Source organism: Streptomyces sp. NPDC006296 (genome assembly GCF_040613235.1).
Classification (GTDB): domain Bacteria; phylum Actinomycetota; class Actinomycetes; order Streptomycetales; family Streptomycetaceae; genus Streptomyces.
The window spans coordinates 89,858-102,184 of sequence record NZ_JBEXRT010000027.1; the positions used below are offsets into that span (position 1 = coordinate 89,858).

12 protein-coding genes are annotated in these 12,327 nt (G+C 73.2%); 7 read left to right on the plus strand and 5 right to left on the minus strand.

The features are described 5' to 3' along the window. Window positions 1-23 precede the first annotated feature (23 nt). The 3 genes from ABZ172_RS19935 to ABZ172_RS19945 all read left to right on the plus strand — a co-directional run bounded on the left by ABZ172_RS19935 (window position 24) and on the right by ABZ172_RS19945 (window position 4,563). Complete coding sequence (locus ABZ172_RS19935) at window positions 24-1,412, plus strand: amidohydrolase (protein WP_356885050.1); 1,389 nt, start codon at window positions 24-26, stop codon at window positions 1,410-1,412. Between the two features lie 351 nt (window positions 1,413-1,763). Continuing rightward, window positions 1,764-2,312 carry a TetR/AcrR family transcriptional regulator gene (locus ABZ172_RS19940; protein ID WP_356885051.1) on the plus strand — a complete coding sequence of 183 codons (549 nt, stop codon included), beginning with the start codon at window positions 1,764-1,766 and terminating at the stop codon, window positions 2,310-2,312. A 40-nt stretch (window positions 2,313-2,352) separates the two neighbouring features. Beyond that, window positions 2,353-4,563 (plus strand): MMPL family transporter, encoded by a 2,211-nt coding sequence (locus ABZ172_RS19945; protein WP_356885052.1) that lies wholly within the window; start codon window positions 2,353-2,355, stop codon window positions 4,561-4,563. 93 nt (window positions 4,564-4,656) lie between these two features. Here ABZ172_RS19945 and msrB read toward each other — a convergent pair whose 3' ends face one another. From msrB to ABZ172_RS19965, 4 genes are all read right to left on the minus strand, one after another. Beyond that, entirely contained in the window at window positions 4,657-5,064 is a 408-nt protein-coding gene (msrB, locus tag ABZ172_RS19950; RefSeq protein WP_356885053.1) for a peptide-methionine (R)-S-oxide reductase MsrB, read from the minus strand. A gap of 10 nt (window positions 5,065-5,074) precedes the next feature. After that, complete coding sequence (murC, locus tag ABZ172_RS19955; protein ID WP_356885054.1) at window positions 5,075-6,469, minus strand: UDP-N-acetylmuramate--L-alanine ligase; 1,395 nt, start codon at window positions 6,467-6,469, stop codon at window positions 5,075-5,077. A gap of 43 nt (window positions 6,470-6,512) precedes the next feature. Continuing rightward, window positions 6,513-6,965 (minus strand): indole-3-glycerol phosphate synthase, encoded by a 453-nt coding sequence (locus ABZ172_RS19960; RefSeq protein WP_356885064.1) that lies wholly within the window; start codon window positions 6,963-6,965, stop codon window positions 6,513-6,515. A 159-nt stretch (window positions 6,966-7,124) separates the two neighbouring features. After that, entirely contained in the window at window positions 7,125-7,892 is a 768-nt protein-coding gene (locus ABZ172_RS19965; RefSeq protein ID WP_356885055.1) for a pyrimidine reductase family protein, read from the minus strand. A gap of 59 nt (window positions 7,893-7,951) precedes the next feature. Between ABZ172_RS19965 and zapE the strand changes: the two genes are divergently transcribed. The 4 genes from zapE (at window position 7,952) to ABZ172_RS19985 (ending at window position 12,048) form a co-directional block, all read left to right on the plus strand. After that, window positions 7,952-9,043: a cell division protein ZapE gene (gene zapE, locus ABZ172_RS19970; RefSeq protein WP_356885056.1), complete on the plus strand. Its 1,092-nt coding sequence runs from the start codon at window positions 7,952-7,954 to the stop codon at window positions 9,041-9,043. Between the two features lie 82 nt (window positions 9,044-9,125). Further along, on the plus strand, window positions 9,126-9,551 hold the full coding sequence (locus ABZ172_RS19975) for an OsmC family protein (RefSeq protein WP_356885057.1): 426 nt from the start codon (window positions 9,126-9,128) through the stop codon (window positions 9,549-9,551). A gap of 133 nt (window positions 9,552-9,684) precedes the next feature. Continuing rightward, window positions 9,685-11,061 (plus strand): alkaline phosphatase PhoX, encoded by a 1,377-nt coding sequence (locus ABZ172_RS19980; protein WP_356885058.1) that lies wholly within the window; start codon window positions 9,685-9,687, stop codon window positions 11,059-11,061. Window positions 11,062-11,178: 117 nt separating this feature from the next. Then, entirely contained in the window at window positions 11,179-12,048 is an 870-nt protein-coding gene (locus ABZ172_RS19985; protein ID WP_356885065.1) for a polysaccharide deacetylase family protein, read from the plus strand. A gap of 18 nt (window positions 12,049-12,066) precedes the next feature. Here the strand turns inward: ABZ172_RS19985 and ABZ172_RS19990 are convergent, their stop codons facing one another. Continuing rightward, the gene (locus ABZ172_RS19990; RefSeq protein ID WP_356885059.1) at window positions 12,067-12,246 is read right to left on the minus strand and encodes a hypothetical protein; all 180 of its coding nucleotides are present in this window, start codon (window positions 12,244-12,246) and stop codon (window positions 12,067-12,069) included. Window positions 12,247-12,327 lie beyond the last annotated feature (81 nt).

Consider the following 12,327-nt stretch of genomic DNA (forward strand, 5'->3'; position numbering starts at 1 on the left):
ACCGCGCCGCAGCAGGAGTTCCCATGCAGCCGTCATCGTCCGCTCCCGGCACCTTCTCCCGCCGCACGGTGCTGGCGGGCGCCGCCGCCCTCGCCGGCACCACGGCCACGGCGACCGCGGCCGTCGCCGCACCGGCCCCCCGGACCGAAGCCGTCCCCACCGCGGCGCCCGCGTCCGCGGCAGACGCGTCCGGATCCGGGCGGCCGCACGCCGGCGCCGTCGTCTTCCGAGACGTACGCCTCCTCGGCGCCGAGGAGGCCACCGACCTCGTGGTCGTGGACGGGCGGGTGGTGCACGGCCCGGCGCCGCGCGGCGCGAAGGTCGTCGAGGGCGGCGGCCGGATCGCGCTGCCGTCGCTCGTGGACGCGCACATCCACCCCGACAAGACGACCTGGGGCGGGTCCTGGGTGTCCCGTCGCCCGGCGAGCGGGATCGCGGACTACGTCGCCCAGGACGTGGACCTGTTCCACAGCCAGGACAGGTCCGTCGCGGAGCGCGCGTACGGCCTGATGGCGCACGCGGTGACCCGCGGCACCCGGGCGATGCGCGCGCACGCCGATGTGGCCCCGGCCTACGGCCTCGCGGGCGTGGAGGGTGTGGCCGAGGCCCGCGAGCGCCTCCGGCACGCCCTCGACGTCCAGGTCGTGGCCTTCCCGCAGCACGGTGTCGTCCGCACCCCGGGCACCGCCGAGCTGCTGGAGGAGGCCGCGCGCGGCGGCGCCGTCGACATGATCGGCGGCATCGACCCCGGCGGCTTCGACCAGGCGCAGGACGAGCAGCTGGACCTCGTCTTCGGTATCGCCGACCGCCACGGGACCGGGGTGGACATCCACCTGCACGACCGGGACGCCCAGGGGCTGGAGGCGCTGCGCGGGATCATCGACCGTACGCGCGCCCTGTCGCTCCGGGGCAAGGTCACCGTCAGCCACGTCTTCTGCCTGCCCGGCCTCTCCGACGCCGAACTCGGCTCGGTCGCCGCCGATCTGGCCGATCTGGACATCGCGCTCACCACGGTCGCCCCGTCCGAATCGCTGGTGCTGCCGATCGCGCGGCTGCGCGAGCACGGGGTGCGGGTGGGGCTCGGTTCCGACGGCGTACGCGACGCGTGGAGCCCGTTCGGCAACGCCGACATGCTGCACCGGGCGCATCTGCTCGGACGGGTCACGGACGTACGGCTCGACCGCGAGCTGGTGGACTGCCACGAGATCGCGGCCCGGGGCGGCGCGGACGTCATGGGCCTCGCGCACGCCGATCTCCGGCCGGGCTCCCCGGCCGACTTCGTCCTCGTGCGGGGCGAATGCCTGCCCCAGGTGGTCGTGGACCTGCCTCGACGCGACCTGGTCGTGCACGGAGGGGTCGTCGTCGCGCGGGACGGCGAGTTCATCGCCCGGGACGGCCGCCCGGGACGATAGCCCCGGGCCCCGCCACCCCCGGAGAGCCCACCACCTCCGCGCCGCCCTGGACGCCCACCACCGCACGGGTCCCGGCCCGTCGCCGCCGCATCGCCCCTGGTCCGCCCCGCATCGGTCCTGGTCCCTCACCGCGGCACGGGTCCGTGCCCACCGCCGCGCGGGCCCCGGCCCGCAGCACCGCATCCGGCCCCGGCCCTCCCCGTCACGGAGGGCCGGGGCCTTCGCCCGCGCCCGGGGTCCCCCGCACGGTGCGCCGGGCCCGCCGCGCCGCACGGACCGGAGTGGCCCGGGTCACAGGGAACGGCCGCCCGGCGGGCCGGGCCTGACCGATCGGTCAGCTACGGTGGACCCATGCCACGTCCGCCCTCCGCGATGCGGCGTCAGATCCTCGACGCCGCGCTGCGCCTCTTCGCCGAGCACGGCTTCAAGGGGACCTCGCTGCACGACATCGCCGTCGAGGCGCACTGCTCCAAGGCGTCCCTGCTCTACCACTTCGCCGGCAAGGACGCGATCCTCACCGAAGTGCTGACGCCGCCGGCGGAGAGCCTGTCCGCCCTGAGCGACGAACTGGCGGCCCTGGACGGCGATCAGGCCGTCGGCCCGGCTGTCACGGGCTACATCGGCCTCGCGATGCGCTTCCACCTGGAGGTGAAGATCATCTTCGCCGAGCTGCCGGACATGCTCAACCACCCGGTGCTCGCCGTCATCCCGCAGGCCGTCGACCAGCTCGCCGACGCGCTGGCGGGACGTTCCACCAAGCCGCGTGCACGTGTCACGGCGCAGATGGTGATCGGCGGCGTGGCGGTCACGGTCGCCTCCGACGTGGCGGTCGAACCCGACACGATGCGCACCGAACTGGTCCAGGGAGCACGGAGGACCCTCGGGCATCCGACCAGCTGACAGAAGTCGTCCCGACCGAAGAGAAAGACGTCTCCTTCGCATGGCAATCCTGCTGTACCGGCTCGGCCGGCTGTCCTTCCGGCGCCGGGGGCGTGTCCTCGCCCTCTGGCTGCTGCTGCTCGCTCTGCTCGGAGGCGGCGCCGCGGCCTTCATGGGGCCCACCACCAGCAAGTTCTCGATCCCCGGCACCGAGTCGCAGAAGGCCCTGGACTCGCTCGCCCGGGAGTTCCCGCAGGCCGGCGGGGCGACCGGGAGCATAGTCGTCGCGGCGCCCGAGGGCACGAAGCTCACTCCCCAGGCCGTGGCTCCGGTGACCGCGGAGGCCTCGAAGGTCCCGGGGGTCCTCGCGGCCGTCGACCCGTTCGCCTCCAAGGCCGTCTCGCAGGACGGCCGTTACGCGCTCGTCCAGGTGCAGTTCGCGTCGGGCGTCGACGGCATCACCGACAGCCAGCGTGAGGCGTTCTCGAAGGCCGGCGCGTCCGTCCCCGATCTGCGCGTCGAACACGGCGGCGAGATCATGCGGGGCGTTCCCGAGGTCGGATCGACCGAGGTCATCGGTGTCGCGGTCGCCGCGCTCGTCCTGGTCCTGACCTTCGGCTCCCTCGTGGCGGCCGGTATGACCCTGCTGAACGCCCTGGTGGGCGTGGCGGCCGGCATGGCCGGGCTGTTCGCCCTCAGCAGCACCGTGGAACTGACCAGCACCGCGCCCATCCTGGCGCTGATGCTGGGCCTGGCCGTCGGCATCGACTACGCCCTGTTCATCACCTCCCGCTACCGCCACTACCTCTCCACGGGCATGGACGGCGAGGAGGCGGCGGGCCGGGCGGCCGGGACCGCGGGTTCGGCCGTCGTCTTCGCGGGTGCCACCGTCGTCATCGCGCTGGCCGGACTCACCGTCGCGGGCGTCCCCTTCCTGACGGTGATGGGCCTGGCCGCCGCGGCCACGGTCGCGCTCGCCGTCCTCGTGTCGCTCACCCTGCTCCCGGCCGTCCTCGGTTTCGCGGGCATCCGCGTCCTCCCCCGGAAGGACCGGACGAAGGACCGTGCCGAGGGCCGGGCGAACGACCGGGCCGAGGGCGGGACCGAGGGGGACGGGGCCACCGCCCCGGCCGGTACCGGCTTCGCCTTCCGCTGGGGCCGGATCGTGGCGCGGCTGCGCATCCCGGTCCTGATCATCGGGGTGGCCGGTCTGGGTGCCCTCACGCTTCCGGTGCAGGACATGCGTCTCGCGCTGCCGGACGCGAGCACCGAGGCGGTCGGTTCGCCCAACCGTGAGGCGTACGACCTGACCACCGAGGGGTTCGGCGAGGGCTTCAACGGCCGGCTGGTCGCCGTCGTGTCCGGTGACACCCCGGAGGCGACCGGCGCGGCGGCGAAGGAGACCGCCACGCTGATCATGGGCACCGACGGGGTGCTGGCCGTGGCTCCGCCGCAGATGAACGAGAAGGGCACCACGGCCCTCCTCGCCGTGATCCCCGAGACCGGCCCCACCGACGCCACGACCGAGGACACCGTCCAGGCGATCCGCGACCGGGTGAAGGGCGTCGACGGCGCGGCCATCGCACTGACCGGGGCCACCGCGGTGGGCATCGACGTCTCCGAGAAGCTCGCCGGAGCGCTGCCGGTCTATCTCCTGCTGGTGGTCGGGCTCTCGTTCCTGCTGCTGATGCTGGTCTTCCGGTCGGTCCTGGTGCCGCTCAAGGCGGCCCTGGGCTTCCTGCTGACCATCGGCGCGACGTTCGGGATCACCGTCGCGATCTACCAGGAGGGCCACCTGGCGTCGCTGGTCGGCCTCGACACGCCGGGTCCGCTGGTGAGCTTCCTGCCGATCCTGCTGATCGGCATCCTCTTCGGCCTGGCCATGGACTACGAGGTATTCCTCGTCTCCCGCATGCGGGAGGACTTCGTGCACGGCGCCGACGCCCGGGAGTCCGTCATCAGCGGTGTCGGCCACAACGGACGGGTGGTGACGGCCGCCGCGGTGATCATGACCGCCGTCTTCGGCGGCTTCGTGTTCATGCCCGACCCGATCATCAAGTCCATCGGGTTCGCGCTGGCGATCGGTGTGCTCATCGACGCCTTCGTCGTGCGCATGGCGCTCGTACCGGCGGTCATGCACCTGCTGGGACGCGCCGCCTGGTGGCTGCCGCGCCCGGTCGACCGGATCCTGCCCGACCTCGACATCGAGGGCGAGCGGCTGCAACGGGAGATCCCGGTGCAGCGGGAGCCGGCGGAGCTCGTCAAGACCTGATCGGCGCGGTACCCGATCAGGGCGGTGCCCCGGTCCCTCGGTGAATCCGAGGGACCGGGGCACCGGTGCGTCCGACGTGCGCGGGCGGTCGGCTCAGCTCTCGTCCGGCGCCAGGGTCAGCGAGATGGAGTTGATGCAGTACCGCTGGTCCGTGGGCGTCGGGTAGCCCTCGCCCTCGAAGACGTGCCCCAGGTGCGAGCCGCAGCGGGCGCAGCGCACCTCGGTGCGGGCCATGCCGAGGGTGTTGTCCTGGAGCAGCTCGACCGCGTCGGTGTCCTTCGGGTCGTAGAAGGACGGCCAGCCGCAGTGCGACGCGAACTTGGTGTCGGAGCGGAACAGCTCCGCCCCGCAGGCACGGCAGGAGTAGACGCCCGCCGTGGTGGTGTCGGTGTACTCACCCACGAACGCGGGTTCGGTGCCGGCCCGGCGCAGCACCGCGTACTCGGCGGGCGTCAGCTCGGCCCGCCATTGCTCGTCCGGCTTCTCGACGTCGTACGACACGGTGGCTCCCTCAGCTCGACAGGTGGTCCAGGATCTGCGGGCCGAGGTCGGTGACGTCGCCCGCTCCCATGGTGAGAACCAGATCACCGGGCTTCGCCATTCCCGCGACGGCCGAGGGGACGTCGGCCTGCTCGTGCACGGCCGTGACGTCGGCGCCCGCGGCCTTCGCGGCGTCGATGATCAGTGCGCTCGTGACACCCGGGAGGGGGTCCTCCCTGGCCGGGTAGATGTCCAGGACCAGCGAGGCGTCGGCGAGGGCGAGGGCCTGGCCCATCTCCGTGCCGAGCTCCTGGGTGCGGGAGAAGAGGTGCGGCTGGAAGACCACCAGCAGGCGGGCCTCGCTCGCCGCGCCCCGCATGGCCTCCAGGTCGGCGGCCATCTCCGTGGGGTGGTGCGCGTACGAGTCGATGACCTGGACGCCGGCCGCCTCGCCCTTGAGCTGGAGGCGGCGCTTGACCCCGGTGTACTTGCCGAGGGCGGAGGCCAGGTTGTGCGCGGGGATGCCGAGGGCGACACCGGCGGCCAGGGCGGCGACCGCGTTGTGCGCGTAGTGGCGGCCGGGCACGGAGACCGTGAAGGTGAGGAACTTCCCGTTGAGGACGACCGTGACCTCGCTGGTCAGGCCGCGCGGGGTGACCTTGTGCACGCGGACGTCCGCGCCCTCGGACTCGCCGTAGGTGACGACGGTGAGCGAGGAACGTTCGCGGACCCGCCCGGCCAGCTCGACGGCGCCCGGCTGGTCGGCGGCGACGACGAGGGTGCCTCCGGGCACGATCCTGCCGACGAACGTCTCGAAGGACTCGTAGATCTCGTCCATCGACGCGTAGTTCGCGTGGTGGTCCAGCTCGACGTTGAGGACGATCGCGACCTCGGGGGCGTACTTCTGGAAGCTGCGGTCGCTCTCGTCAGCCTCGGCGACGAAGACGTCACCGCCGCCGTGCCTGGCGTTGGTCCCGGGGCCCTCCAGGTCGCCGCCGATGGCGTACGACGGGTCGAGAGACAGCTCGGACAGGGCGACGGCGAGCATCGACGTCGTGGTGGTCTTGCCGTGCGTCCCGGCGACCGCGAGGGAGCGGAGCCCGTCCATCAGGGAGGCCAGCGCGTCGGAGCGGTGCACGACGGGGACGCCCAGCTCGGCGGCGCGGACCAGCTCGGGGTTGTCGGCGCGGATGGCGCTGGAGACGACCACCGAGGTCGCGTCGTCGGCGAGGTGTCCGGCGGCGTGCCCGATGTGCACGGTCGCCCCCAGCGCGCGCAGGGCCTCGGCGGTGGCGGACTCCTTGGCGTCGCTGCCCGCCACCTTCGCCCCGCGCTGGGCCAGGATCTTCGCGATGCCCGACATTCCGGCGCCGCCGATGCCGATGAAGTGCGGCCGTTCCAGAGCGGCAGGAATACCGGGTGCCATACGTGTCTCTCCCGAGGTGTGACGTGGGTCGGTCGGCCCCAGCCTATTCGCTGTGCGCGAAGAGCTTGAGCACCGGTACGCCGACCTTGTGGCGGGCCCGGGACGCCCAGTCGCGGTGGAAGAACTCCTCGACGTAGTGCGGCGCCGTCAGCACGATGACCTCGTCGGCACCCGAGTCGTCGACCACGGTCTTCAGCTTGTCCAGGGGGTGGTCCTCGACCACCTGCCCGACGGCCTCCGAGCCCGCCTCGCGCAGCTCCCGCAGGGAGTACTCCAGGGCAACCTCGGCCGGCTCCCTGGCCTCGTCGCCCTCCGGCAGGTCCCCCTCACGGACGGCTTCCCGGAGCTCGCCGATCGCCACGTCGTCGATCGCCCGGAGCAGGACGTCGGCCTGGTCGCTGCGGGGCTGCATCAGGACGACGAACGAGATCCGCTCCTCGCCGTGGAGGGTGGTGACGAAGTCCACGTCCTCCCGGCTGAGGGGCTTCTCGATCATCAAAACGCTGGTGAACACGACAGGCGCCCTTCCGATTCTTCTCGTGGGCCGCGCGGACGGCCGCTGGTGCTGAAACCATCCTTCCCCGCAGTCGCACGGGGCCGGCAGGGATAAGTGTGCCCACCGGAAGCTAAGCGGAACAGCTAATTCCGCTAAATGTCAGATCTTCCCGTACCGGGTGAACAGGAATCCCTCCTCCTCCAGGAGGGAGACCAGGGAGAAACGTTCCGGCACGGAGACGGCGGGACCGCCCGCGATGCGCTGGGCGTCCCCCGCGGTCAGCATCGGCGAAAGGGTGAGGCAGAGCTCGTCCAGCACCCCCGCCGCCACGAACTGGCCGAGCAGCCGCGGTCCGCCCTCGGTGAGCAGCCGGCGCAGACCCCGCCGGTCGAGTTCCGCCACCGCGCGGGCCGGGTCGACGGCTGAGCCGTCCCCGGCGATCACCACCTCGGCCCCCGCCTCCCGGGCCGCCCGGATCCGGTCCGGCGGCGCCGCCGATCCGGTGACCACGAGCGTCGGCACGAGCGGCGAGACGAAGAGGGGCAGCGAGAAGTCCAGGTCCAGGCTCGCGCTGACGACCGCGACGGCCGGGGCGGGCCCCTGCCCCGCCGCCGCCCGCCGGGCGGCGAATGCCTCACGGGCCCTCGCGGGCCGGTAGCCCTCCGCGCGGGCGGTCTCGGCGCCGACGACGATCGCGTCGGCCAGTCCGCGCAGCGTGCCGAAGACACGCATGTCGGCCGCGCAGGAGATGCCCTGCGAGCGGCCGTCGTGCTGGGCGGCGCCGTCGAGGGTGGAGACCATGTTGGCCCGCAGCCGGCACCGCCCGTCGGCGGGGTAGGCGTAGGCGTCGGCCAGCTCGTCGAGCGTCCACTCGCGGTCGGCGGCGGCTGGGGCGTTCGGGTCCGGCACGGGGAGCAGGCGTCGCATGGTCCGCAGTCTGGCACGGCGCGGGGTGCCTCCCGGGAGAGGCCTTAAGGTGGAGAGCTGTGTCGTCCTCCACCGCCGTGCCGGGGCAGAGCCCCATAGCCGAAACGGCCCCGCAGTCCCTGTGCGCCCTCGAACCGCGCGTCCCCGCCGACCGTCTGGTCGCGGAGATGGTCCCGCCGCCGCGCTTCGACTCGGTGCGCTTCGATACGTACGTGCCCGACCCCGGCCGGCCGAGCCAGACCGAGGCGGTCGGCGTGCTCAGCTCCTTCGCGGCCGGGCTCGGCGGGGCGCACGCGGCGGGCGGCACCCGGCGCAGGTGGTTCGGCCGGAAGGCCGACGCGCCCGCCGGGCCGCGCGGTGTCTATCTGGACGGCGGGTACGGCGTCGGCAAGACGCACCTGCTGGCCTCGCTCTGGCACGCCACCCCGGCCGCGCCCCCGCTCAAGGCGTTCGGCACCTTCGTCGAGCTGACGAACCTGGTGGGCGCGCTGGGCTTCCAGCAGACCGTGCAGACCCTGAGCGGGCACCGGCTGCTCTGCATCGACGAGTTCGAGCTGGACGACCCGGGCGACACGGTCCTGGTGTCCTCCCTGCTCAGCAGGCTGGTCGAGGCCGGCGTCGCCCTGGCCGCCACCTCGAACACACTGCCCGGCAAGCTCGGGGAGGGACGCTTCGCGGCCGCCGACTTCCTCCGGGAGATCCAGGGGCTGTCCTCGCACTTCCGGCCGGTGCGGATCGACGGCGAGGACTACCGCCACCGCGGACTGCCCGAGGCGCCGCCGCCGTACTCCGACGACCAGGTCACCCGGGCCGCGTACGCGACCGCAGGAGCCTCGCTCGACGACTTCCCGTCGCTGCTCGACCATCTGGCCGAGGTCCACCCGAGCCGGTACGGCGCGCTGACCGACGGGATCACGGCGGTCTGCCTCACCGACGTGCGGCCGGTGCCCGACCAGTCCACGGCGCTGCGCCTGGTGGTGCTGGCGGACCGGCTGTACGACCGCGAGGTCCCGGTCCTCGCGTCCGGGCTCCCCTTCGACCGGCTGTTCAGCGACGAGATGCTGAACGGGGGGTACCGGAAGAAGTACTTCCGGGCCATCTCCCGGCTGACCGCACTGGCGCGTGACGCGAAGGGACTGGTGGCGCAGTAGGTTCGGGGGCGAAGGACGTACGGATGCCCGCGGGTGCCCGGCACGTCCGTCCGACCGCGCACACCGTTCGAAGGGATCCAGTATGGCTACCACGCGTCAGGCGCACACGGTCTGGGAGGGCAACCTCCTCGAGGGCAAGGGCGTTGTCACCCTCGACTCCTCCGGGATCGGGGAGTACCCCGTCTCCTGGCCGTCGCGCGCGGAGAAGGCGAACGGGAAGACCAGCCCCGAGGAGCTCATCGCGGCGGCGCACTCCAGCTGCTTCTCGATGGCGCTGTCCAACGGCCTGGCCACGGCGGGCACCCCGCCGACCCGGCTGGAGACCCGGGCCGAGGTCACCTTCCAGCCCGGCACCGGCATCACCGGCATCCACCTCACCGTGGAGGGCGAGGTCCCGGGGCTGGACGAGGAGGGCTTCGTGAAGGCCGCCGAGGACGCCAAGGCGAACTGCCCGGTCAGCCAGGCCCTCACGGGCACCACCATCACGCTGTCCGCGTCGCTGGCCTGACCGCACCCGTCCCCGGGACCTCGTCCGTCCCGGGGACACACGGGGCACCGTGGCCCGCATGGTTCCCGCGCGCCACCATGCGTGCTACACACGTGCGGGTCACTTCACCTGTCCGCCAACAGGGAGTTGCCTCATGTCATCCGCACCGCGACACCTCGCAACACGACGACAGGTCCTGGCCGGCAGCGCCGCGACCGCCGCCTCGGTCGCTTTCGCCGGGGCCTTCACCGAACTCTTCTCCGGCACCGCCGAAGCCCGGGGCCACAGCGGCTACGGCCCCCTCGTGCCGGATCCGGACGGCCTGCTCGACCTGCCGAAAGGTTTCCGCTACCGGGTGCTCTCCCGGGAGGGCGACCCGCTCCGCTCGGGCGAGGGCCGGGTCCCCAGCAACCACGACGGCATGGCCGCCTTCGCCGGCCGCGGCGGCCGGGTCCATCTGGTGCGCAACCACGAGAACCGCGTGACCGCCGACATCGCCGTCCCGACGATCGAGGGCCTGACCTACGACCCGGCGGCCAAGGGCGGCTGTACGGCCCTCGAACTCGACGGCCGCGGCGGTGTACGCGGCGAACGCGTCGCCATCGCCGGGACGGCCGTCAACTGCGCCGGCGGCCCCACCCCCTGGAACACCTGGCTGACCTGCGAGGAGACCGAGGACAAGGCCGGCACCAACGGCTACACGAAGGACCACGGCTTCGTGTTCGAGGTGGACGGCGCCGATCCGCGCCGCACCGGGGCCGTGCCCCTGACCGCGATGGGCCGCTTCCAGCACGAGGCGGTCGCGATCGATCCGCGGAACGGCATCGTGTACGAGACGGAGGACGCGTTCGACGAGCCGTTCGGGCTGTTCTACCGCTTCCTCCCGGAGAAGCCGCTCGGCGGGAGGGGGTCCCTGCGGGCCGGCGGCGCGCTGGAGGCGATGCGGGTGCCCGGCGTGCCCGACCTCTCCGTGGTCCAGGAGACGGGTGCGACGTTCGACCGGATCGAGTGGGTCCCGGTCCCGGACCCGCAGGCCGCGGGGACGCCGATCCGGCTGCAGGACTTCGGGGCGAAGGGCATCACGCACGCCCAGAAGCTGGAGGGCTGCTACTGGGGCGGTTCGTCGGTGTACTTCGTCTCCAGCTTCGCGCACAGCTCGGAGGGGTCGGCCGCCGACCACTTCGGCCAGGTGTGGCGGTACGAACCGCAGCGGCGCCGGCTCACGCTGGTGGTCGTCTTCGGCCCCGACACGGACATCCAGCTGCCGGGCGAGTCCCCCGACAACATCTGCCTCGCGGCCGGGGGCGGGCTGATGGTCTGCGAGGACGGCGGCGGGGCGCAGCACGTGCTCGGGGTGACGCGGCGCGGGGAGGTCTACCCGATGGCGCGCGGGAGGCAGAACACCGGGACGGAGGAGGAGCCGGAGTGGGGTGAGTTCGCGGGCGTCACGTTCTCGCCGGACGGCGGGACGATGTTCGTGAACTGCTACACCCCGGGGACGACGTTCGCGGTGACGGGCCCCTGGCGCTGACCGCGGCACGGGCAGACGGGTGATCCGGCCGTCCGGGTCCCGGACGGCCGGAGCGCCATGAATATCGTCTGATGATCCATCAGTTACCGTCCCCGGATGATCAGATCCGTTCGCAGGATGATCGTCCTGACGGTCATGAGTGGGGTGCTGGCCGGTTGCGGAGGCCCCGACGCCCCTCACGCCGGGCCGGTCGCGCGTCCGACGGCCTCCGGGAAGCCCGCGACGGCCGTTCCGTCGCCGTCGCGGGCCCCGGAGAGCGGTCCGCCGGTCCTGGCGCCGGGCCCCGGCGGCCTGACACCGGTCTTCGAACGGCGGGCCGCCGGCGCGCCGGGACGGGACCGGACGGGGCACGGCGACAAGGTCGTGGCCCTCACCTTCGACGCGGACATGACGGCGGACCAGGGGCGGCGCGCCGCCGGGGGCGAGCACTTCGACAACCCCGGGCTGATCGCGTCCCTGCGCCGGCTGGAGGTCCCGTCGACGGTCTTCATGACCGGCAGGTGGGCGCAGGAGTACCCGGACCAGGCCCGCTCGATCGGGAACGACCCCCTGTTCGAGATCGCCAACCACTCCTTCAGCCACCACGCCTTCTCCGCCCCGTGCTACGGGCTGCCGACGGTCGCCGAGGAGGACATGCGGGGCGAGGTGGAGCGGGCGTTCGCCGCGATCCGCGCGACCGGCGCGCACCAGGTCGTGCCGTACTTCCGCTTCCCGGGCGGCTGCTACGACGACGCGGCGCTGAGGGCTCTGGCGCCGACCGGGGTGACCGCGGTCCAGTGGGACGTGGTCAGCGGTGACGCGTTCGCCACCGACGCGGACGCGGTGGCCGCGCAGGTGCTGGAGGGGGTGGAGCCGGGGTCGCTGGTCGTCATGCACTGCACCCGCAGCGCGGCGCCGGTCACCGAGGAGGCCCTGCGGAGGATCGTGCCGGAGCTGCGCGGACGCGGATACCGCTTCGTCAAGGTCTCCGAGCTGATGCGCGGCTGAGCGGACCCGGGCCCGGCGTCAGCCGGAGCAGGCGGTGCGTTCCGCCTCCTGCCAGGCGCAGACCGGGCAGAGGGTGCTGCCCTTCGTGGACTCCGGGTACTCGGTCGGCTTCCGGCACCGCACGCACTCCGCGTACGGCGGTCCCTGGTCCACGGTCGCGGCGGCCGGCGGGGGCGTCTCGCGGTGTGCGTCGTCCATACCCGCGAGCGTACGCACCCGTGCGGTCCGGCGGGGCCGGACCGCACACGGGCGGGCCGGTGCCGCCCGCGGGCGGGCCGG

Coding starts and splice junctions, on each gene's coding strand:
- ABZ172_RS19990 (WP_356885059.1), bottom strand. CDS start 12,246: ATGGACGACGCACACCGCGAGACGCCCCCGCCGGCCGCCGCGACCGTG.
- ABZ172_RS19965 (WP_356885055.1), bottom strand. CDS start 7,892: ATGCGACGCCTGCTCCCCGTGCCGGACCCGAACGCCCCAGCCGCCGCC.
- ABZ172_RS19945 (WP_356885052.1), top strand. CDS start 2,353: ATGGCAATCCTGCTGTACCGGCTCGGCCGGCTGTCCTTCCGGCGCCGG.
- ABZ172_RS19960 (WP_356885064.1), bottom strand. CDS start 6,965: ATGATCGAGAAGCCCCTCAGCCGGGAGGACGTGGACTTCGTCACCACC.
- ABZ172_RS19940 (WP_356885051.1), top strand. CDS start 1,764: ATGCCACGTCCGCCCTCCGCGATGCGGCGTCAGATCCTCGACGCCGCG.
- ABZ172_RS19975 (WP_356885057.1), top strand. CDS start 9,126: ATGGCTACCACGCGTCAGGCGCACACGGTCTGGGAGGGCAACCTCCTC.
- murC (WP_356885054.1), bottom strand. CDS start 6,469: ATGGCACCCGGTATTCCTGCCGCTCTGGAACGGCCGCACTTCATCGGC.
- ABZ172_RS19980 (WP_356885058.1), top strand. CDS start 9,685: ATGTCATCCGCACCGCGACACCTCGCAACACGACGACAGGTCCTGGCC.
- ABZ172_RS19935 (WP_356885050.1), top strand. CDS start 24: ATGCAGCCGTCATCGTCCGCTCCCGGCACCTTCTCCCGCCGCACGGTG.
- ABZ172_RS19985 (WP_356885065.1), top strand. CDS start 11,179: ATGATCGTCCTGACGGTCATGAGTGGGGTGCTGGCCGGTTGCGGAGGC.